Consider the following 21252-nt stretch of genomic DNA (forward strand, 5'->3'; position numbering starts at 1 on the left):
CTGATCCCTATAAGCCGTAGAGCCGAAAACTGGGCCGCCCCGACAATTCGCGCGCGGCGCCGAGCTCGACCAGCCGATCGAATAGACGCCGGCTGGCGCGATCCGACAGCCTCGCGGCTTTCGCCGCGGTCGCCGGAGAAACCGCGTCGTCGGCGAGCAGCATTTCGATCACTCGCCCCGCCCCTTTCGCCCTCAGCTTTGGCGCGACGCTCAACAGCTTCGCCGATCGCCGAGAAAGATCGGCGGCGAGCCCATGAGCCTCCCGCGCGGCGAGCGCGACGGCCGTGGCGCAATGGAGCGGCCAATCGGCGTCGCCCGCGCGCGGCCGGCGGCCCGCCGACCGCGACGACGGCCGCGCGATCGCCGTCGCGAGGAGTGGAACCGGCGCGTCCCAACCGAGCTTTCGCGCCAGCATCAGATCGCTCAGCCACAGCGCCAAAATCTCGGCCTCGAGGCGCGGCGCGCCGTCCAGCATTCGCGTCGTCGTCGAACCGGCGCGCGCCGCCGCCGCCAACGGATTTTTTTCGTCTTCAAAGAGATGGCGCAGCGCCTCGGCGAGCGCCTCGAAATCGAGGTCCCGCGGCAGTTCGAGCAGATCGGCGGCCCCGCGCAGGATTTGTTGGTCGAACCCCGCCGGGCGCGCGGCGAAACCGCGCCACAGCCGATGGACGCGGCCGGCCGGACTGGTGGGCGCGTTCCCGCCGGCGTTGGGCGAAAGATGCTCGGCGTCGCGCAGCGCGGAAGAATCCTCGCGATGGCGCGCCAGGGCGGCGCGGGCGGTCGCGGCGCGCAAGGCCAGGCGCTGGCGCAGCGCCCCGGCGAACGGCGGATTTTCGCGCACGATCGCGTCGAGCAAAGCGAGGCCGGCGCCGGCGCGGAACGCCGCCTCGAAGCCCGCGTCGGCGCCTACAACGCCAGTTGTCGACGGCCGCGCCCAGGACGGAAACATTTGCCGTAACAGCGGGTTGGCCGGCGCGGAACTGGGCGCGGCGCGCCGGCGCGAGCGCCGCCGCGGCAAGGCGACCGGCGCCGCGCCGCGCGAGTCGGCGGCGGGGATTTCGTCGTCGAAGGGGTCTGGGGGATCGAATCGAACCATGGCCTTAGCATAACCCAAGGCGGCGCTTTGTCACGTGGTTCAGCGCCAAATCCGCCGCGCTTGTCGGATGAATGGAATGTCCGATAACCTTATCTTATCGGACGCGATTCGGAACCCCAGCAATGCCCGATAAAATTGCCGAAAACGACCCCCTCGAAGTCTCTCCGAGGCGTCGGGAAAATGCGAACAAAGACGGAACAACGTCCGACGACGCCTCTCCGCCCTCCCCTCCCACACGCAGCGATCCTCTCGCCGCCCTCGCCGAGACGGCCAAAGGCTACGCACGCGCTGCGCGGGCCAACAATACGCAGCGCGCCTATGACGCCGACTGGCGGCACTTTTCGTCCTGGCTGCGCCGCCAAGGCTTGCCGCAGTCGCCGCCCGACCCGCAGACGGTCGGGCTCTACCTCGCCGCCTGCGCCGACGCCGGCGTCAGCGTCGTCACGCTGGAGCGCCGCCTCTCTGGGATTTGTTGGCATTACCGCCAACTCGGCGGGCCGCTCGACTCCCGCGACCGCCACATATCGACTGTTCTCGCCGGTATCCGCCGCCGCCACGGCCGCCCGCCCGTGCAAAAGGCGGCGATCTTCGCCGACGAGTTGCTCGCCATGTTGGCCACTCTCGACATGGACCTGCGCGGCCTGCGCGACCGCGCCATCCTGGCCCTTGGCTTCGCAGGCGGCCTGCGCCGCTCCGAGATCGTCGGCCTCGACTGCGGCCCCGAGCAGACCGAGGATGGAACCGGCTGGGTCGAGTTTCTGGACGGCGGCGCGCTGTTGACAATCAACGGCAAGACCGGCTGGCGCGAGGTCGAGATCGGCCGAGGCTCCCGTCCCGAAACCTGCCCGGTCGCTTTGCTCGAAACCTGGATGCGCCTGGGTCGTATCGCAAACGGCCCATTGTTTCGGCCCATCGCGCGCAAGAACGGCGGCGTCGCTTCCGAGCGGTTGACCGACAAGCACGTCGCCCGTCTCGTGCAAAAAACCGCGATGAAGGCGGGAATCCGGGGCGATCTCACAGAAGGCGAACGCAAGTGCGCCTTCGGCGGCCACAGTCTGCGCGCGGGCCTCGCCTCGTCGGCGCAAATCGAAGAAGCCCATGTGCAAAAGCACCTTGGCCACGCCAGCGCCGAGATGACCCGCCGATACCAGCGTAAACGCGACCGGTTCAAGGTCAACCTCACCAAGGCCGCCGGGCTGTGAAGGCCGGAAAAGTCGTCTAGTTTCAACAGAGAGAAAGGGGTTGGCATTGAAGTGCTAAGTCAAAAGCCGCCACATGATTTTGACTTACGGCTTCAAATTGAACTTTTTAAGCAAAACCGACAAATGCGTGGCCGCGGCCGCCGAAAGCAAGCCTCGGAATGGCCCTGAAGGCGAGTTTTCGGCCCGCAAATCGGCGACAAAGGCAGTTTTTCGGGCGTTTCTCCAGTTCGCCCCTGCGCGGGAGCGGCGAACTTCGGCCTTCGGAAGCGCATTCTAGTTCTGGAATGTTTGTTGCGTAATATAGGTGTTTCATGATATAAACCTGATTAATGCAACAATCGCCCACGATCCAGGCCAAAAGCCTGAAGGAGCTCGCCCTCGCCGTCGCTCGCGACCGCGGGATAGCTCGTTCGCGGGATTTCGAAGCGGCAGGAGTTCCGCGCATCTACCTTCAACGCCTCCGGGACGAGGGACTACTCACGCAACCCGGAAGGGGCCTCTACGCGCTCGCCAACAGCCAAATCAGCGCGCATCACAGTCTCGCCGAGGCTGCCAAATCTGTTCCCAGCGGGGTCATTGGACTGCTTTCGGCTCTCCAGTTCCATGAACTGACGACCCAGCTCCCGTCCCAGGTCTGGATGCTCCTGCCTTCAAAGGCATGGGCGCCGAGGCGATCGCCCGTCACACTGAAGATTCTGCGCGCCAGTGGTGAGGCGCTGAAAGCCGGAGTCGAGCAGCAGCTCGTCGATCGGGTGGTCGTCCCCATCACATCGCCTGCGAAAACCGTGGCCGACTGTTTCAAATATCGCGGCAAAATCGGTCTCGACGTGGCTATCGAGGCGCTTCGGGACTGCCTGACGAAAAAGCGGGCCACGCGCGACGAAATCTGGCGTTACGCCGCCATCGATCGCGTCCAGAATGTCATGCGGCCTTATCTGGAGGCGCTCTCGTGACACGAGAGCCGCTCAAGAATGTCCCCGCCTCCGTGCGAGACCGGCTGACCCAGCGTGCGCGGGCCGCCGGCGAGAATGTTCAGCTGATCCTGACCCGCTACGCGATCGAAAGGCTCCTTTACCGGCTGAGCGCTTCACAACATCGAGAACGGTTCGTCCTGAAGGGCGCCATGCTCTTCAGCCTGTGGGGGCCGACGCCTTATCGCGCGACTGGAGACCTCGATCTTTTCGGGACAGGCAACCCCGAGATCGAACAATTGATCTCCGTCTTTCGAGCAATCATTCAGGTCGAAGTCGTCGAAGACGGCGTCGCCTTCCGATCCGACACTTTGCGCGCCGAGCCGACGCGACCACAAGACGAATATGCAGGCGTTCGGATCATGTTCGACGCCTCGATCGCCAATGCTCGGCTCCCGATCCAAGTGGACATCGGATTCGGCGACGCCATCACCCCTGCCCCGCAGGAGATCGAATATCCATCGCTGATCGGAATGCCGGCGCCGAAACTCAAGGCCTACCCGCCAGAGACAGTCGTCGCGGAAAAGCTCGAGGCTCTCGTATCGCTCGGCGTGGCCAACAGCAGGATGAAGGATTTCTACGATCTCTGGGCGATCAGTCGGACCTTCGCCTTCGATGGGCTGGTGCTGACCAAAGCGATACGGGCGACATTCGAGCGCCGCGGAACGATGCTGCCGACCGAAATTCCATTCGGACTTTCAGAGGCGTTCGCTGCGGATCCGGTCAAGCAAACACAGTGGCGGGCCTTCCTTCGGCGCACCGAGATCGCGATGGCGCCGGAGCCCCTGACCCAAATTATCCCGTCGATCGCCTCATTTCTGATGCCGGTCCTTCAGTCCGCCGCCGACGAACGGACCACTCCAGGAAAATGGCCGGTCGGCGGGCCTTGGGGAGATTGATCGGTGCCCCTGATCGGCTACGCCCGCGTCTCGACCGAGGAGCAGGTCACGGACGCCCAGACGGATGTGCTGAAGGCGGCCGGCTGCGTCGAGATTTTTCGCGAGCATATGTCGGGGGCGAAAGCCTCGCGGCCGGAACTGGCCAAGGCCCTTTCGCGCGTGCGCCGCGGCGACGTTCTGGTCGTCGCGCGGCTCGACCGATTGGCCCGTTCGCTGTCGCATCTCCTGTCCGTGATCGCCGAGCTCGACGCCAAGGGCGCGCATTTCAAATCGCTCGCCGATCCGATCGACACCACGACCCCACAAGGCCGTTTCGCCCTGCAGGTTCTGGGCGCCGTGGCGGAGTTGGAGCGCGCCCTGATCCAGGAGCGCACCAAGGACGGCTTGCGCGCCGCCAAGAAGCGCGGCCGCGTCGGCGGCAATCCAAAGCTCCGCGCCGGCGATCGCGACGCCATCCAGCGCATCGTCGACGCCAAGGCGGCGAACTATTTCGAGCGCGTCAATCGAACGGCCGAACATTGGCTGCCGGTCGTCCGGCAAATGCGCCCGGATCATCGCTGGCAGGATGTCGTGCGCGTGCTCAACGCCAAGCGCGAGAGCGCCACCGACGCTCCCCTGCCCCAATGGACCGCCGAGCGCCTGAAGCGCGCGGTCAAATGCTTCGTCGCCGAGGGCTTGATCGAGCCCAGGCTCCTCCATCAAGCCGCCAGCCGAAAAATCAGCAGCGAACGGCTCGTCACGCTCGTCGCCGGGATCAAGCGGGCCAATCCCGATCTGACGCTCGCGCAAATCGGCGCGCAGCTCGAAGCCATGTATGAGCGCACGCCGCGCGGAGGAGCGCGCTGGGCGCCTTCCTCCGTCAAAAGCCTGCTCGATCGCGCCGAAAAACTCCAATTGTTCGCCGCCGAAACTCCGTGAGCGAGCGGACTGCCGCGCGTCCGAAAACCCATCCCCCACGTCATCCCGTCCTCTTGCGTTGGCGCGCCGCCTTTGCGGCCTTGCCGCGCAACAGCGCCATCAGCACCGGCCCGAGCGAGAACTCCCCTGCCCTCGCCTTTTCCGTCAGGACGCGGAGATAGCCGCCGGCGCTCCTGATCTCCTCACCGCGTTGCAGGATGGCGGCGATGACGATCGAAGCGTCATGCTCGCCCAGGACGTCCACGGCCTGCGACCAGGCGTCTGGCGAAACGCCGAGGGCCGAGCGCACCGTCGCCGCGGCTGTCGCCAAGTCCCGCCATGAGGAAATTTCGCCGCCATTGCCGTAATCGACGATGTCTGGACAGGCCTCCAGCACCATGCCGAGAGGATAGGTCCGAAGCGCTGGCTTGGGATCGGCTGTCACAGATCGATCCGAGGATATTTCAGGCGCTCGCTCGATCGGTCCCCTGCTTGTTTCGAGATTTGGCTCGGACGGATTGGCCCTGCCTTCTTGAAGGCGCGGTTCAAGATCGAAAGAGTTTGTGGTTTGATTTTGTATGTGCCGCTCAGTTTGAGACTCATTGCCGCTCATATTTCGAACTTTTACGTGAGCTTCCAATGGCTTGTGGATTTCGGCCGCCAGCCTGGCAAGATCGCCGGCCAAAGCCTCCAGATCGGCGCGGGAAAGCCCCCGCCCGTAGCGACCCGAGAGTGCCGCATATTGCTGATGCGCGCCGTCCCAGTCGCCTGAGACCCCCTCCTCCAATCCGGTGTCGATCATTTTGACGATGTCGCGACGGGTGAGCGTGATCCTTTCGCGCAGCAGCGCGATCGCGCGGTTCTCGGCCCGGACCTCCTCAGCGAGATTTTCGATCTCGCTGGAGCGCGCGACGAGCGGCGCGAGGTCGAAGCCGAACGCGTCCTCTATGGATCCGCCCTGCCCTTTTCGGGCGAAGCGTTTTCCGTTCGGGGAGTCTCGGCGGATGATCAAGCCTGCGTCGACAAGGCAGGCGAGATGCCGCCGCAGCGTTGCTGGCGCCATGCCGTGGGCGCGAAGCGACAGCTCCCTGTTGGAAGGGAATACGACGATGCCGGGGGCCGCTTCGCCGGCCCTCGAATCGCACTCGGGCAAAGAGAGAGCGGTCTCCTGATGGAAACTCAAAAGCGCGTGCAATACCGATAGCGCGCGCTCGGTGATGCCGAGCGGCTCTTTGGCTTCGGTGAGCGCCCGAAACAGCCGCCATTTGTGGACGACGGTTTCGGATGCGCCTGGCTTGGTGGTGAAATTCTCAGTCGCCGTCTGACTTGCCACCATGGCGAGCGACAGCGGCCGCCGCCCAAAGGGCGTCGTTGGTTGCATCTGCATGATCCCTTGCCTCGTTCAGGCAAAAGAAATCTGCTCGCCAAAACGGCGCCGACTCTTGACAGCGATTCGCGGAAGTGGGATTCTCTCAGTTGCGACACTATGAGAAGGGCTTCCGGGACGACGTTTCGGGGGCCTTTTTCTTTTGCGATGGACTCCTTTGTAAATCGGGGAACGAACTCAACTCCCGCTCAACTTTGACGCGAGCGGAATTCCTCGTAGAGAGCGTCGAGACGCTCTAATACGAAACCTGCGAAATCGGGTTCCGCTTTTTCGTCAAAGCGCACGACGGTCGTCTTTTTGTCACGGCTGATGCGCGCGAGCGGCGTGCCCGCCGAGTTTTTCCAGATCCGCGTGGTCGAGCGTGCGGCCTCTCTCTCACTGGCCGCGCTGAGTGCTCGGATGAACCTCGCGTCGGAGTCGCGAGTCATGTCGGGATCTGCGAGTACGAGTTCAACACGGCGAACCGCATCCTCACTCTGCAGTAGATCGGCCAACTGCAGCCATCGGCGACGCCCCGCCTTTGGCGCCGAACCGATGGCCTTGGCCAAATCCTCGGGGACCGCGCGCGCCACGGAGATCATTTTCGAAAGTTCGGTCTTGTCGGTCGACAAGGCGGCCATAATGACTGGTCTGTCGTAACCGCTATCCTCCAGAGTTTTAGCAAAAATCGCCCTCTCGATGAAAGAGAGATCCCTCCGAACGGAATTTTCGATCCCCTGGGCAAGAACGAGTTGTTGGTCGTCCAGGCTGCGAACGACAGCTTTGACCTTCAGACCGAGTTCGCGCGCCGCCGCTATTCTTCGATGCCCATATGCCGCCTGATATCGGCCGCCCTGTCCTGGGTGCGGTCGCACTAATATTGGGACTTCTTGCCCATGGCTGCGCATCGATTCTTTTAGCGCGGCGAACGCGGGATCATCGGCCGAGGGGAAGCGATCTCGAATGAACGAAACATCCACGAGCTGCGGGTCGAGATCGACCACAGAGGCTCCAGTCGCCAGCGCTTCTTGAAGAACCCGGGACTCCTCTTCGATCTTATCTAGCGTGAGGCTCATCGTGCGCACGGGCCCAGCCAGAACGCGGTCTCGACCCTGCGCTTCGGCCTTAGTCCCCGGGTTGGCCGCGGCCAACTGTTCTTCGAAAATTGACTTGAGCACATTGCGGCGGGTCATGTGATCCTTCCCCAAGCGCGGAGGATGAGGCCAAGAATTTCGCTGTTGACCGCCTCGAGAGATTCGAGCGCGCGGTCATAGGTGGCGCGGCCAACGGCACCTCGATCAAGCTCGTAGAGAGACTGCTTGGTCAGTCCTGCGTCGGCGATCGCTGTCGATTTCCAAACTGTTGCGGCCAAGACCTCATCGCCGAACAGTCCGCGAAGTAAGGCCACGACCTGCGACTGAGGTCCGTCGTGCGGTTCGTGTCTGGTAATCACATAACGAATGAAGTCATGTCGAAGATCGCCCCCCGCCTTGCGAACCACCGCCATCAGATCCGAGGCCATGAGAAGGAATTGGGACATGGAAGCCACGTCCACCATCTGCGGATGAATTGTGATCAAAAGGGCAGTGGCGGCGCACAAAGCTCCAAGGGTGAGGTAGCCCAACTGCGGCGGACAATCGACGACCACAACGTCATAGTCGGTCTCAATCTCCGCAAGCGCGCGTCCCAGTCTCTGGAAAAACATGCCTCCGGCCGGATGCTGGCCTAAGGACAGCGCTTGCGGTGTCTCATGCTCGAACTCCATGAGCTCCAGATTGCCAGGTATCAAATCGAGGCCGTCGAAGTAGGTCTTGAGGATGCAGTCGCGTACTGGCCGACGTTGGTCGTCGTATCTAATTGCACCGTAAATTGTGTCGCCTTCTTTCAGGTCGAACTCCGGCTGGAGACCGAGCATCGTCGACAGGGACGCTTGCGGATCGAGGTCGACGGCCAAAACGCGAAAGCCCGACAATGCGAGATACTGCGCCAAATACAGACACGTCGTCGTCTTTGCGGAACCGCCCTTGAAGTTTGTACAGGCGATCGTCTGCATCTTTTCGCCGGGGCGCCGCCGTGGCAAAACCACCTGAGCCTCCCGTGGCTTCGCCGAAGCGATATGGCGACGGAGTTCGTTGATTTGAACCAAGGTGTAAGAGCGCCGACCCGACGAGCTGGTTTCGGGAATTGGTCCAATCCCGTCTAGCGAGAGCTGCCGCAAATATCCGTCGGAGACGCGCAACAACTTCGCTGCCTCACCCGATGAGAAGGAACGTAAGGACTTGTGGCTGTCCGGTGGAAAGAGGCGAGCTCCGAGAGACTGAAGTTGCTCCGACAGCAGTCTTGCCTGCGCGGAAATACGGATATCCGACGTCTCCCCTTGCGGAGGGACAATGTTGGAACGGCGAACGTCCGTGTCCACGGCTTCTTCTCTCGATACGGTTGCAGGCGCCAAATCAGATTTCTTCCGTATCAGAAAGCCACGATTCGCCTAGGAGAGCAATAAATTTATCGTAAACGGAAATTAACGGACGTCGTCGGGATTCTAAGGCGAAACTGCACGTTGAGTTGGCCGCGGCCAACAGCCGACTCATTCTTTAGCAGCGGCTGGCCATCACCAACCTTCCCTGCAAACCCTTTGCAGTTTGAATTCCGCCGTCTGTGACAAAATGGCCGATGCGGTGGCAGATGGGAGACTCTCTTAACGGGCCCCCATGACACCACTTCCAATCGTCGCGGGGCGAGAATGCATGGTGCCAGACACGGAGGGTCGATTAGACGACGACTTCAGTCTGGTAGGGGGCCGGCAATTGACTGCGCAGAGACCGCGAAGCGCGATGAGCCATTCTCGCGCTGCACTTTTTCCAGTGCTACCACGCACGCAGCCTTGATCCGATCACGGAGAAAGGCAAGGCGACACTTGGCGATGACCGATTGCGTGACGCCATCGAGATCGACGCGCGGTAGCCCGGCGATCACGCTGCGGAAATGTTCTAGGCCGGCGGTATAGAGACCCGCAGAGCTCGCTGCAGCCGTTCGGGATCGATGTGAGGCCGGCGAGGGATGTCAGCTTCGCCGACGCGTTACGCCCGCAGGCGTAACGCGTCGGCGACGTCGTTGCGCTCGCGCGAGGACGAAGCCGCCTTGCGCGACGCCGAGCCCCACGCCTCCGGCGCGGACGGGACCAGCTCAGCCGACCGCGTTCGCCGATTATGGCGCGCCGTCGCAGGGCCGACCGGCGACGTTGGACGCCGCCGCACTCGCGGCCGCCGCCGCGATCGTCGATTGCCCCCCAATCTCTGGTGGCCGGCGCTCGCCGGCGCGCTCCAAAGCGCTCTCGCGGGTCACGATCAGCCACTCGCCGCGGCGGCGACGGCTGGCGTCGTGCTGGCGCGAAGGTGCCGACGACACGGCGCTCCGAGGCGGAAATCCTCGCCTGATGAGCGGCCGGTCGCCGCCGCCGCAACGCGTATGCGGCCGGAGCTGCGTAGCGCTCCGAGCCGACGCCCGCGGCCGAGCGATCCGGATTGGCCGGACGCGCTGGCCGGCACCGTCGCGTTGGCGGCGCGGGACGCGTTGGCGCTCGCCGCTGAACAGGCTGTTGGCGGTCCCGCCGAAACTCCACGCCAAGGGCGCCGGCCGCGTCGTCGAGCTGCTGCTCGCCGACGACGCCGTTTCGCTGGCCCGCGCGGCGCGGTCGGCGCGGCTCTCGGACCGCGCTCCGCGCCGGGTGTTCGATCGGCTCTTCCAACTCGGCACCGTGCGCGAATTGTCGGGCCGCCCGGCTTTTCGCCCTTACCGACTCGGAGGACACCAGGGACCCGATCCCAGAAAGCCGCCCGGATGTGTCTTTCGACGCGGATCTCGCCGACCTGCCCGAGCCGGGGCGCTGGCGCGAATAGATGGGCCGTGTCGAGGCGGCAATTTTTTCCGCGCGCGATCCGGCGCCGCGCGAGACCCTGGCACGGCTGGTCGGGCAGGGGTCCAATCTCAACGAGCTGCGCGGGGCCCCCTACGACATCGTCCTCGTCGCCGGCGGCGGGCAGTTTCGCACGTTCTCGCGTTTCGCCGGCCCGATCCGCGTGGCAGCCGCGGGCGTGCTGCGCGACAGCGGCGCGCCCGAATTGACGCCCACCGAATTGCTGGCCCTGACCGCCATCGCCTCCTGCAGCCCGTGACCCGGGCGAAGCTCTCGCGGCTCGCCGGCCGAGAGATCAGCCGCGATGTCATCAGCCGGCTGAAGGGTCTCCAACTCATCGACGGGGCGTTGCGCGCGCCCGAGCCCGGCGCGCCTTTTGCCTATGTCACGACGCGGAAATTTCTGGAGGCCTTCGACCTCGCCAGCCTACGTCGACCTCCCCGACGACGAGCGGCAGACGGACGAGGACGCCGCCAACTTCGCCGACGGGGATGGACATCAATCGGCGGATTGGTGATTCTGGCGCTCAGAGCGTCCGGCAGCCGAGGACGGGTCTCCAATCGACGGGCCGGACGTTTTCTCGCGCGATGTGAGAAAGGCACCTGTCATCGCCGAGTCTTACACGCCAAACGGTGTCGACCGGGGCGACGCGTCGATCGGCTCGGAAGTAGCGAAGCTCTATGCGTGAAAGGAACGCGCGGTGGCGATCGAGATACCGAAAGAGTCTACGAAGGAAGCGGTCTTGTCGATTCGACGCTACTTCGAAGAGAACATGGACAATGAGATCGGAAATCTAGCAGCAGAGGGCCTGCTCCGATTCCTCGTCGAGGAGATCGGTCCAATTATCTACAACAAGGCGGTCGCGGATGTGCAGAGCAGGCTGCAAGCCCGCGTAGCGGAGCTGGATGTCGAGATTCATGAGGACGAGTTCGGGTACTGGAGGAATCGCCGGCGACGCTGATCCGGACATGATAGGCCGTCGGCAAGATTTCGATTGCCGCGACGGTCAAAGGCGGCCATGGGCGCTAACCCGCATTTCTCACCCCCTCGTCACCGGTCGGCGGGTCATTCATATCGACGCCGAAGACCGCGCTCGCGCGGGCATACAACCGCATCATCGGCAAGGTTTTCGGCGCTTTCATTCAGCTATGGATGAAACCCTTGCAGCGCTTGCGTCGAAAACTCGACCTGCCACGACGCGGGGGCTTCGATCTCGTCGCCGGCGCCGCGCCCTGGGTGTCTACCCTGACGCTGTGCTCGCCCTTGCTCGCGCCGCCGCAACCTGACCACGCTCGGGAGACTTTCGTCGCCGGTCACAGTTTCTGGCTCTGTCGCAAATTTTGTTTATGGACGCGACGAGCGTATGAGAGTGTTTCAGATCACGCGGCGAGGGCGTAGAACTGCTGTGCTGGACGCAATTTGCCCGTGGTCTGCAACTGGTCCTTTCGGATCATATGCATGAGCTCGATCCCCGAGAGTGTCGCAGCAGCGGATCGAAATGATTTGAAACCCAACATCGGCCGCGTTACTCGCTTCACCGCTCGATGGTCCTGTTCGACGATATTATTGAGATATTTGATGCGGCGGATTTCGATGTCGGCTCCATGCTCCGCATTGTAGCGTTCGATCGCTGCCGTGTTGGCGCCGCTCTTGTCGATCGTGATCTTCTCCGGCTCGCCATGCTGGCCGATCGCCTTGCGCAAAAAGCGCAGCGCGCCTTTGCAGTCCCTCTTGGCCGTCAGCAGGAAATCCACCGTCGCGCCTACCTTGTCGACCGCCCGATATAGATATTTCCAGCAGCCTTTGACTTTCACGTAGGTCTCATCGAGACGCCAGCTGGATCCGATCGCGCGCTTGCGAGCACGGAACTGATTTTCCAGCAAAGGCGCATACTTGACGACCCAGCGGTTGAGCGTGGAATGGTCGACTTCGACGCCGCGCTCTTCCATCATTTCTTCGAGCTGGCGATAGCTCATGGGATACGCCACATACCAGCGGACGCTCCACAGGATCACGTCGCGTTCAAAATGGCTGCCCTTGAAATCGATCATCGCACACGTCCGCCAGCTCCACTGCCACCGATCATAGCCCCAACCGACCCGCGGTAAAAAATTCGCGACAGAACCACTATCGGCCATTCCCGTCCTGCTCGATCGCCTTTCCGAAGGCGGCTCGCTGAAGGGCGCGCTCGTCTCCATCGACGCCATCGCCACCAACGCCAGGATCGCCCAGGCGATCGTGGACAAGGGCGCCGATTATCTGCTGGCCGTCAAAGCCAATCAGCCGACCCTGCGCGCCGAGATCGAGAGCGCTTTTTCCGCCGCGACGCGGATCGACACATGCGTCGATTTCGACAAGGGCCATGGCCGCATCGAGCAGCGCAGCGTGAGCGTCATCACCGAGGTCGATTGGCTGAACGGCGAGCGCCGCTTTCCGGGCGAGTTGCGTCTGCCGAACGCCGCGACGATCATTCGCGTCAAATCGCAGGCCGAGCTTTCCGACCGCGGCCGCTTCGAGACGCGCTACTACATCTCCTCGGCCCTTCTCCCGGCGAAGCGGGCGGGCGAGGCCGTGCGCGGCCATTGGGGCATAGAGAACCAGCTGCACTGGGTTCTCGACGTCGTCTTCGCCGAGGACCAATCCCGCTTGCGCAAAGGCCATGGCGCGCGGAACATGGCCGTCGTCAGGCATTTCGCGGTCAACATGATCCGCACGGCGCCAGAGCCCGAGAGCAAGCCCATGAAGCCGCAACGAAAGGCCACAAAGCCCACACGCACCAGCATCAAGCTCCGCAGAAAAATCGCGAGCTGGCAGGAGGATTATCTCGCCATCGCCTTGGGAGCCTCAGCCCGTTAACCCGGATTCGGAGCCCTGGAATGTGGGACGCGATCGATCGCAGCGCAGCGCGGCTCGCCGAATGCGCGCAAGAGAGACGCCGTCCCTCCCGAGTGGCCAAAAGCCTGCGTTGACAGGCAAACTCATAAGCTTTAGTCAGGCCGGAGACCCAGTAATGATGCAGAAGGTCGATGAAAGTGGTCACTTATCCGTTCCGGATCAGCCAGCGTGTCGCGCAAGCCGAAGAAGGCTCAACGGGCCATTATAAATCGATCGACAACACTTACAGCATCTTTTTTAGAGAAAAAATCGACAGCAAGAGCGTCGTCATCAAGCCGACGGAACGAGGGTTCGCTCCGATCAAGAGCACCTATCTGTCGCTCGACCTGTCGAGCACGACGCACTATACGCGGCTCCAGCTTCCCGTTGATTTGAAAGATTTGATCACAGTATCCGGCTCGGATGCGGCCGTCGTCGAAGTGAGCTTCTACATCGGGCCTCTGCGTGACGCCGATTCGCTCTCCTTGGTCAATATATCGATCATGGTGAATCGGGAGCGGAAGCAGTTCTTTACGAAGCTCGTCGATTTCGAGAAAAATCAAACCTGGACTGGAGAGGTACGGAAAAAAGTCGCTGTCGCGCTCGATGTGAACGCCATTCCCGACGATATTCCGAGCGTGATCGTGCTTGAGTTTCCGCCCTTCACGCCGCCTTTCTATATCAGCCCTGTGTCATTGAGATTCGATTCCTCTCCCGGCAACTACACCTGTGCGCCGGCGCGATACTGCCGAGCGCAAGAGTCCGATCTCGTTTGCGCCTATCTCGACATTCCGGGCGCTGCCGGCCTGTCGAATATGCAGGCGACTTCCGACGAGGCCTCCGGCGCCTTCGCGCTTTCCGGCGTTTTCCCGCTCCCGGGCGATGATTTCCGCGGGCGGGTGCTGATCCCCATCGAGCAGCTCGCGGCCGCGACGAGCTGGCGCGCCGCCGACGTGACCCTGGAGCTGTCGCATCATGCGGAGACGTCGTCGGGCGTCGTGAACGCGGAGATCGGCGTCCTCCCCGTCGATGTCGCCGGACATCCGATCGACAGCCCCACCTGCGAGCGACGGGCGACCATCCGCAATCTGGTTCTCTCCCGCCGCGCCACCATTTCGTTTCCGCGCGCAGAAGACAGCCTGTGCGGACACGCCATCGTCCTGGACTTCGAATCGTTTCGTGGAATCGGCGAGATACGCTTCTCCTGCACTGTGCGCGTGGCGGCCGAAGACGCACCGGACGCAATCAAGGTCGAGGCGCAGGTCTCCGGCGCACCCGAGGCCGCCGACGTCCCCGCAATTTTCGACGGTCTGCATTATTTGGCGCAGATCGGCATCGATCCGAGCGAATTGAAAGATCTCTCCCGCCAGGAGATCCAAGCCGCGACCTGGTCTCTCTATGACCGGTCCGGCTATACGGGCTTCGCTCCGCATCCGCTGTTTTCACCGTCCTGGTACGAGACGCAGCTCGACGCCGATGGACGACAACGACTCCCGGGCCTACGCAATCTCCTCGTCGATTATTCGACGCGGCCGGACCGATCGAGCCCGCACCCCCTGATCGACGAAGATTACGTCAATCTCCAGTATCGATTATTGTACGATGTTCCAGTGGAGTCGCGAAGCGCCATCGAGATATTGACGACCAGCGACGATTTTCGCATCGATCCGCATCGCCTGTTTTCGACGATGGATGTGGCGAAGGCGCTGAACATTCCGCCGCGCTCGCGCAAGGTCGCGGACGTGCTGCTTTGCTATCTCACCGACGAAAACGCTTGGACTATTCCGCCGTCGCCTCTGTTTCGTCCCGAACGAATCGACAGCGCGAACGAATGCCCGCTCCTGGCCTATCTGCGCGACGCGGCGTTATGGGGGCAGTCCCCGCATCCCTTGTTCGACCCGGCCTTTTTCGCCGATCAGCCGAACGCTCCCCAAAAGCGAAACATCGCTCCGCTCGCCGCCTATCTCGCAGCAGATATAAGAGAACGATCGAATCCACATCCGCAGTTCGACACTCACTATTATGCTCTGCAATTTCCACAGATTTGGGACGGAAAAATATCCGCGCTTGAGCACTATGTCCGCACCGGCGCCGGCAATCCCAGCTCCAAATTTCAAAAGCGCTATTATCTCGCCGCCCATCCGGAAAAAGCCCTGTCCACTTCATTTTTCACCGAAGGCGGCAACGGCATAGCCTCGTTGGGCAATGGCAAATACGACGCGCCGAGGGACACGCTCGTCGCTGCGACGGCGAATTCGCCGGTCATCGTGCAGATGACCCCGCAAAAGCCGCGCAATCCTTATTATTCGCAGCTGCCTACCGCTTTCAAGGAAGCGGGATGGGACTTCCGATTTGCGACCGACGTCGATGCGATGGCGGATTTTTCAAAGAAGCGCAAAGGCCTGATGTTCTGGTTTCATCAGCTCGAGCCCTTCTACCACGTGTCGGGAAACGACCTCTCGACAAAAACCCGCATGGTCGGCCTGGTCAAAAACCTGTCCGCCATGCGGCAGTCTGGCAACACGGTCGTTCATACCTGGCATAATCAGATACCTTATGACGCCCGCCATTTGGACGCCGACTATGAGCTCTATTTCAAGCTCGACGAAATATTGAGCCTCATCGTGACTCATGCCGAGCACGCCGTGCCCTGGATCCGGCAGTTCTGCCCGACGGTTCCGATTCACGTCACGCCGCATCACGGCCTCACTCATCACTTCAACACGTTCATCGACAAGCAGGTGGCCCGCAAGATCCTGAAGCTGCCGCAAGACGCTCTCATCTTCCACCACTTCGGCGAGATAAAGCCGTATAAGAACATCGGACTCCTGCTGCGCGCCTGGCGGCGATTCCGGGACGATAGTCGATACGCGAACGCCTTCCTCATGATCACCGGTCAGTGGAAACTCCACGACGCCGAGTTTCGGGAGGCGTCCGCATTGTCGGACCTCATGCTGGTGGATCGACTCCTCAACGATGAAGAGCTCGCTCTCTACATCGCCGCCGCCGACGCCTGCGTCTTCACTCATAAGGCCGTTTGGGCCTCGGGCGCCTGCGCGACGGCCATCAGCTTCGGCAAGCCGATCATCGTGCCGACCGAGACCGGGCTCGGCAAAATCTTCGTGGACGAAGAGAACGGCTTCGTGTTCCCGAACAACGATGTCGAGGGACTGGTCCACACGATGAACCGGATGTGCGCGAGTTCTCTCACCCAACATATGGAATTCATGAACAGAAGCTTGGCGGAGGAGTGGCACCCGTTTCGTCTTCAGGAACGCTATGCGAGCTTGTTCGAGAGTCTGAGGTCGACCACGGGCAAATAGGCTCGGGCTGGCGCTTCGCCGCAGGGCCTCCGGGCGCTGTCGAAGGGCCATTGTATGGCGACGCGTCGACGAGGCTGCGTGCGAGAGCCATGCGCCGCATCCATGGACGGAGGGTTGAAGGTGGAGCAAACGGGCATGGATGCCGAAAATGAGAATGCGGTTCAGCAAACGCCCGCTCCGATCGGCGGCGCGCCCGGGCGTCCGCTGTCCATCGACATCATTATACCCGTATACAATGCTCTCGATCAGGTGCGCGAGTGCATCAAGAGCGTCGTCGCCCACCGTGACGACCTCGTCAATGTGATCGTCGTCAATGACGCGAGCCATCCGCATGTGGGCGAATGGCTCGACGCCGAACACGCCGGCACGATTCGCTGCACGATCATTCACAAGGAGCAGAACGAAGGCTATCTGAAGGCGATCAATCAAGGGTTGGAGCTGTCGAAGGCGGATATCGTGATCTGCCAGAACTCGGACACGATCATCTTCGAGAATTTTTTCGATATCGTCAGAGCTCTGTTCCAGTCCGACCCTAAAATCGCAGTCATCAACCCGGTGTCCGTCTGGGCCAATTGGACACGCATTCCGTTTCCGTCCGGGCATACGGTGTTTTCGCTGGCGGACAGACTGTGGCGGGCCAATGGTCTCAGCGTCCGCGATATCCAGAACGCGTCGGGCTTCTGTTTTGCGGTTCGCGGCGAGGCGCTGCTGCGCCTGGGCTCGTTCGATCCGGTCTATGATCCCGGCTATTGGGAAGAAACCGATTTCTGCATGAAGGTTTTGGACGCCGGCTTGCGCGTCGTCTGCGCGCCGGGGCTGTTCGTCTTTCATCACGGCTGGTCCTCATTCGGGGCCGACGCCCGCAACATGAACATGGAGAAGAACGAACGCATTTTCCGCAGCCGATGGGGTGAGCAATTTTCGGCTCTCGAAAAATGGTTCAAATTCAATGACCCTCTGCGCGGGCTCAAGAACGAGCTCGCTTGCACTGACAGCGCCGTCGATAACGTCTATGCGCGAAGCGCCGCCGCAGACGGATTGTCTGTTCTCTATATCTTGCCGTCATTGGCGCATTACGGAGGGATCATCTCCGTCATTCAGGTGGTGAACCGCCTCGTCATGCAGGGCGTGCGCGCGAATATCGCGGTGACGAAGGCAGGGGACAAATCGGTCCTGCGCTATTGCGCCTGCTACTTCAATCCACTCTTCTTCGAGAACGAGGCCGAGCTGATCCAGAATTGTCCGCAGGTCGATGTCGTCGTCGCGACTCATTGGACGACCGCCTATTCGGCGATCAAATTGACCAATGTCGGCAAGGCGAAGCGGGCCGCCTATTTCGTGCAGGATTACGAGCCCGATTTTCATACCGATGATCCGATGCGGGCCCGGCTGGCCGAGGCGACCTATAAATTGATCAGCGACCGCATCTGCAAGACCAGCTGGCTGAAGGAGAAGCTCGACGCCTATGGCGGCGACACCGAGATCATTCCGATCGGCCTCAACACGGATATCTTCGCCGACTATCGGCAGCCGCGCGAAAACCTCGTCCTCACCATGGCGAGGCCCTCCTCGGCCCGGCGAAACTGGCCGACCGCGCTCAAAGCCTTCAGGATATTGGCCGAAATTCGTCCCGATATAGCGCTCGGCGTCTATGGCTCGAATTTCAAACCGGGCGAGCTGCCGCCCAGCATCACGAGCTATGGCCTCTTGGAGAGCGCATCTAGCGTCGCGAGAATGCTCAATCGTGCGAAAGTGCTGCTCGACGCGTCGACGTTTCAGGGCTTCGGGCGCCCCGGCCTCGAGGCCATCGCCTGCGGCGTCGCGCCGGTTCTCACCAAGAACGGCGGCATCACCTCCTATGCAAAGCACATGCACAATGCACTGCTGATCAATCCGTTCGACGTCGGCGAGATCGTGACCTCGATCTGCCGCATCATCGACGACGAGCCGCTCTATGAGCGGCTGCGGACGAATGGCAAAGGACTGTCGGCGAATTACACGTTGGATCGCGAAGGCGCACAGACGCGGGTGTTCCTGGAACGTGTGCTGAGGAACGGCTGACCGCTCGATGACGTCTGACGAGGGGAAGGAGCTTTCCCATGAATCTTACCGTCGCGCGGAAGCCCAAATGGCTTTCGCGGCGACTGAACCGCGCCTATTCGTGACTGCGCGTCTTTTGGCTCTGTCGCAAATTTTGTTTATGGACGCGATGAGCGTGTGAGAGTGACGCGGCTCACGCCGCGAGGGCATAGAACGGCTCTGTCGCAAATGGTTCTGTCGCGAATTTTTTACCGCGGGTCGGTTGGGGCTATGATCGGTGGCAGTGGAGCTGGCGGACGTGTGCGATGATCGATTTCAAGGGCAGCCATTTTGAACGCGACGTGATCCTGTGGAGCGTCCGCTGGTATGTGGCGTATCCCATGAGCTATCGCCAGCTCGAAGAAATGATGGAAGAGCGCGGCGTCGAAGTCGACCATTCCACGCTCAACCGCTGGGTCGTCAAGTATGCGCCTTTGCTGGAAAATCAGTTCCGTGCTCGCAAGCGCGCGATCGGATCCAGCTGGCGTCTCGATGAGACCTACGTGAAAGTCAAAGGCTGCTGGAAATATCTATATCGGGCGGTCGACAAGGTAGGCGCGACGGTGGATTTCCTGCTGACGGCCAAGAGGGACTGCAAAGCCGCGCTGCGCTTTTTGCGCAAGGCGATCGGCCAGCATGGCGAGCCGGAGAAGATCACGATCGACAAGAGCGGCGCCAACACGGCAGCGATCGAACGCTACAATGCGGAGCATGGAGCCGACATCGAAATCCGCCGCATCAAATATCTCAATAATATCGTCGAACAGGACCATCGAGCGGTGAAGCGAGTAACGCGGCCGATGTTGGGTTTCAAATCATTTCGATCCGCTGCTGCGACACTCTCGGGGATCGAGCTCATGCATATGATCCGAAAGGACCAGTTGCAGACCACGGGCAAATTGCGTCCAGCACAGCAGTTCTACGCCCTCGCCGCGTGATCTGAAACACTCTCATACGCTCGTCGCGTCCATAAACAAAATTTGCGACAGAGCCAGCAGCAGCACCTCGCGAAGCGGATGCGCGACGCGCCAGGGCTCGCGCGGGTCGTCGATGATCGAGAAATGGTCGAGAAGCGCCTTCAGACGCGACTTCTCTTTGAAAACGGCGAAGGCGAGGCTCATGACGGCGGCTCCAGAATCACTCCGCCCACAGGAAATCACCCCGCGCGCAATCCGTTAACCGCCGTTAACCCGAATTCGGAGCCCTGTCCCACATTCCGCACCGCTTGCTCAGGTCGTGATGACCGGATAGAGGTCGTGCGAGCGCTGCGCGCGCTGTTCACGAGGACGCTGGAATGGTGGATTACCCGACCGACTTTGCAATCCCTCAGCCGAGCGGAACGTTCGGCGCTTATTGCGCCGGGGGGCATCGGGATGTCGAGGGGTGGCTGGAGCCCAGCATTCTCACCGCGATCACCGGCTTTATCGCCTTCCAGCGCGCCGCCGGTCTGCCCGCCACCTTTGCGGAGATCGGAGTTCATCACGGGCGCTTCTATCTCGGCCTCGCGCTCGCCATGGGAGCGTCGAGTCGCGGCGTCGCTATCGACGTCTTCGAGGCGCAGCATCTCAATCCGGACGGCTCGGGCAAGGGCAATCGCCAAGCGTTCGTCTCGAACATGGCGCGCTTGAACGTCGCGGCGGATCGACAGACCATCATCGCCCACGACAGCCGATTGGTGTCGCCGCAACAAGTGATTTCCGCGCTCGGCGGTCAGCACGTGTCAATCTTCAGCGTCGATGGCGCGCATACGGTCGAATATACGATATCGGATCTCGAGCTCGCGGCCGCGACGATCGCGGAATGCGGGATCATCATCGTCGACGACCTGTTCAATGCGCGCTGGCCTGGCGTCATCGACGGCGTGCTGCAGTGGCTTCGGTCCAAGGCCGGCACATTCGAAATGGTCGTCTATGGCGACAACAAGGGCTTCATCGCGCGAAGCGCGGTCGCTTCCGCCTATCGTCAGATGCTGGTTTCGGGTCCGGCGCGGCGGTTCGGCGCCTTCCATCCCGTCGTCTTTGCGGGACGCCCCTCGCTGTTCGCGCGTTTTGCAGACCCGCGCGCCGCCTTTCCGCTGGGCTCAGACGCCGAGGGCGCGCCCGAGGGGCGCGTGGACTTCTGCAAGGGCGGCGCGGGCGCGCCGTTGCTCGGAGAGGGATGGGCAATGCCCGAGAAAGGCGGCGTCTGGTCGATCCGGCGGGAGGCGAAGGTCGCGCTGCCGACGAGCTATGTCGCTCGCGCCGCCACTCCGCTGACGATCACTTTGCAGGCGTTCGTGCCCGACGGAGAGACGCAACGCCTCACCGTCTCGGCCGGCGGCCGCAGCGTGTTTTCCGAGGGCGTCAAGACGGGCGTTCACACGATCATGCTCGGCCGTGAGGAACTAAAGCGAGCAGGAGCGCAAGGGGCCGAGCGCATCGAGCTGACCTTCGGGGTCGAGCGTCTGTTCATTCCGAGCGCTTTCAGCCTCGGCTCGGATAACCGCGAGCTCGGCATCAGGCTCGTCTGCTGCGACGCCTGATCCGAGATCGTCCGGGAGAGATGCTCGGTGGAGCGTTCGCGCCCGGCGGCGTAGCGTGACGATCATGCCCCGACCAGACCGGTCGTGACGCGGCGGCGATCAGAAGGA

At 62.1% G+C, this 21252-nt stretch carries 16 protein-coding genes and 3 pseudogenes; 13 read left to right on the plus strand and 6 right to left on the minus strand.

All coding sequences use genetic code 11. The features are described 5' to 3' along the window. Positions 1–7 precede the first annotated feature (7 nt). The gene (locus CQW49_RS23080; RefSeq protein ID WP_099832045.1) at positions 8–1096 is read right to left on the minus strand and encodes a DUF1403 family protein; all 1089 of its coding nucleotides are present in this window, start codon (positions 1094–1096) and stop codon (positions 8–10) included. Between the two features lie 71 nt (positions 1097–1167). Between CQW49_RS23080 and CQW49_RS23085 the strand changes: the two genes are divergently transcribed. The 4 genes from CQW49_RS23085 to CQW49_RS23100 all read left to right on the plus strand — a co-directional run bounded on the left by CQW49_RS23085 (position 1168) and on the right by CQW49_RS23100 (position 5086). Continuing rightward, positions 1168–2298 (plus strand): tyrosine-type recombinase/integrase, encoded by a 1131-nt coding sequence (locus CQW49_RS23085; protein ID WP_244593424.1) that lies wholly within the window; start codon positions 1168–1170, stop codon positions 2296–2298. A 329-nt stretch (positions 2299–2627) separates the two neighbouring features. Then, the gene (locus tag CQW49_RS23090) at positions 2628–3251 is read left to right on the plus strand and encodes a type IV toxin-antitoxin system AbiEi family antitoxin domain-containing protein (RefSeq protein ID WP_099832047.1); all 624 of its coding nucleotides are present in this window, start codon (positions 2628–2630) and stop codon (positions 3249–3251) included. Further along, a complete protein-coding gene (locus tag CQW49_RS23095; protein ID WP_099832048.1) occupies positions 3248–4168 on the plus strand; it encodes a nucleotidyl transferase AbiEii/AbiGii toxin family protein in 921 nt (306 codons plus the stop codon). Before CQW49_RS23090 ends, CQW49_RS23095 begins: the two co-directional genes overlap by 4 nt. Positions 4169–4171: 3 nt before the next feature. Beyond that, a complete protein-coding gene (locus CQW49_RS23100; protein ID WP_099832049.1) occupies positions 4172–5086 on the plus strand; it encodes a recombinase family protein in 915 nt (304 codons plus the stop codon). A 40-nt stretch (positions 5087–5126) separates the two neighbouring features. On the opposite strand, the gene repC is transcribed toward CQW49_RS23100, so the two are convergent. The 3 genes from repC to repA all read right to left on the minus strand — a co-directional run bounded on the left by repC (position 5127) and on the right by repA (position 8850). After that, a complete protein-coding gene (gene repC, locus CQW49_RS23105) occupies positions 5127–6452 on the minus strand; it encodes a plasmid replication protein RepC (protein WP_099832050.1) in 1326 nt (441 codons plus the stop codon). Positions 6453–6640: 188 nt separating this feature from the next. Then, positions 6641–7624 (minus strand): plasmid partitioning protein RepB, encoded by a 984-nt coding sequence (gene repB, locus CQW49_RS23110; protein ID WP_099832051.1) that lies wholly within the window; start codon positions 7622–7624, stop codon positions 6641–6643. Further along, complete coding sequence (gene repA, locus CQW49_RS23115; RefSeq protein WP_420845633.1) at positions 7621–8850, minus strand: plasmid partitioning protein RepA; 1230 nt, start codon at positions 8848–8850, stop codon at positions 7621–7623. The genes repB and repA overlap by 4 nt, the downstream gene beginning before the upstream one ends. Positions 8851–9867: 1017 nt before the next feature. Between repA and CQW49_RS25880 the strand changes: the two are divergent. From CQW49_RS25880 to CQW49_RS23130, 4 genes and pseudogenes are all read left to right on the plus strand, one after another. Beyond that, positions 9868–10215 (plus strand): annotated as a pseudogene (locus tag CQW49_RS25880) (DUF1403 family protein); the annotation flags it as partial. A 115-nt stretch (positions 10216–10330) separates the two neighbouring features. After that, positions 10331–10606, plus strand: coding sequence for an SMC-Scp complex subunit ScpB (locus tag CQW49_RS25885; protein WP_099832052.1), 276 nt, complete (start codon positions 10331–10333; stop codon positions 10604–10606). Continuing rightward, positions 10603–11130, plus strand: a complete 528-nt coding sequence (locus CQW49_RS26425) for an SMC-Scp complex subunit ScpB (protein WP_420845636.1) — start codon at positions 10603–10605, stop codon at positions 11128–11130. Before CQW49_RS25885 ends, CQW49_RS26425 begins: the two co-directional genes overlap by 4 nt. Next, positions 11048–11308, plus strand: a complete 261-nt coding sequence (locus CQW49_RS23130; RefSeq protein WP_099832053.1) for a DUF2164 domain-containing protein — start codon at positions 11048–11050, stop codon at positions 11306–11308. Before CQW49_RS26425 ends, CQW49_RS23130 begins: the two co-directional genes overlap by 83 nt. Positions 11309–11726: 418 nt before the next feature. Here the strand turns inward: CQW49_RS23130 and CQW49_RS23135 are convergent, their stop codons facing one another. After that, a complete protein-coding gene (locus CQW49_RS23135; RefSeq protein ID WP_099832054.1) occupies positions 11727–12398 on the minus strand; it encodes an IS6 family transposase in 672 nt (223 codons plus the stop codon). Between the two features lie 76 nt (positions 12399–12474). Here CQW49_RS23135 and CQW49_RS23140 point away from each other — a divergent pair. The 4 genes and pseudogenes from CQW49_RS23140 to CQW49_RS23155 all read left to right on the plus strand — a co-directional run. Next, positions 12475–13203 (plus strand): annotated as a pseudogene (locus CQW49_RS23140) (ISAs1 family transposase); the annotation flags it as partial. Between the two features lie 170 nt (positions 13204–13373). Continuing rightward, a complete protein-coding gene (locus CQW49_RS23145; protein ID WP_099832056.1) occupies positions 13374–16544 on the plus strand; it encodes a glycosyltransferase in 3171 nt (1056 codons plus the stop codon). A 135-nt stretch (positions 16545–16679) separates the two neighbouring features. Continuing rightward, positions 16680–18605: a glycosyltransferase gene (locus CQW49_RS23150; RefSeq protein ID WP_198586455.1), complete on the plus strand. Its 1926-nt coding sequence runs from the start codon at positions 16680–16682 to the stop codon at positions 18603–18605. 284 nt (positions 18606–18889) lie between these two features. Further along, entirely contained in the window at positions 18890–19561 is a 672-nt protein-coding gene (locus CQW49_RS23155) for an IS6 family transposase (RefSeq protein WP_099832058.1), read from the plus strand. Between the two features lie 48 nt (positions 19562–19609). Here CQW49_RS23155 and CQW49_RS23160 read toward each other — a convergent pair. Further along, positions 19610–19744 (minus strand): annotated as a pseudogene (locus tag CQW49_RS23160) (ISAs1 family transposase); the annotation flags it as partial. Positions 19745–19917: 173 nt separating this feature from the next. Here CQW49_RS23160 and CQW49_RS23165 point away from each other — a divergent pair. After that, positions 19918–21144, plus strand: a complete 1227-nt coding sequence (locus tag CQW49_RS23165; protein WP_099832059.1) for a class I SAM-dependent methyltransferase — start codon at positions 19918–19920, stop codon at positions 21142–21144. Positions 21145–21252: the final 108 nt, after the last annotated feature.

Origin of the sequence: Methylosinus trichosporium OB3b (assembly GCF_002752655.1) — a bacterium.
Taxonomy (GTDB): domain Bacteria; phylum Pseudomonadota; class Alphaproteobacteria; order Rhizobiales; family Beijerinckiaceae; genus Methylosinus; species Methylosinus trichosporium.

Coding starts and splice junctions, on each gene's coding strand:
- CQW49_RS23080 (WP_099832045.1), bottom strand. CDS start 1,096: ATGGTTCGATTCGATCCCCCAGACCCCTTCGACGACGAAATCCCCGCC.
- CQW49_RS23085 (WP_244593424.1), top strand. CDS start 1,168: ATGGAATGTCCGATAACCTTATCTTATCGGACGCGATTCGGAACCCCA.
- CQW49_RS23090 (WP_099832047.1), top strand. CDS start 2,628: ATGCAACAATCGCCCACGATCCAGGCCAAAAGCCTGAAGGAGCTCGCC.
- repC (WP_099832050.1), bottom strand. CDS start 6,452: ATGCAGATGCAACCAACGACGCCCTTTGGGCGGCGGCCGCTGTCGCTC.
- repB (WP_099832051.1), bottom strand. CDS start 7,624: ATGACCCGCCGCAATGTGCTCAAGTCAATTTTCGAAGAACAGTTGGCC.
- CQW49_RS25885 (WP_099832052.1), top strand. CDS start 10,331: ATGGGCCGTGTCGAGGCGGCAATTTTTTCCGCGCGCGATCCGGCGCCG.
- CQW49_RS23135 (WP_099832054.1), bottom strand. CDS start 12,398: ATGATCGATTTCAAGGGCAGCCATTTTGAACGCGACGTGATCCTGTGG.
- CQW49_RS23145 (WP_099832056.1), top strand. CDS start 13,374: ATGAAAGTGGTCACTTATCCGTTCCGGATCAGCCAGCGTGTCGCGCAA.
- CQW49_RS23150 (WP_198586455.1), top strand. CDS start 16,680: ATGGATGCCGAAAATGAGAATGCGGTTCAGCAAACGCCCGCTCCGATC.
- CQW49_RS23155 (WP_099832058.1), top strand. CDS start 18,890: ATGATCGATTTCAAGGGCAGCCATTTTGAACGCGACGTGATCCTGTGG.
- CQW49_RS23165 (WP_099832059.1), top strand. CDS start 19,918: ATGGTGGATTACCCGACCGACTTTGCAATCCCTCAGCCGAGCGGAACG.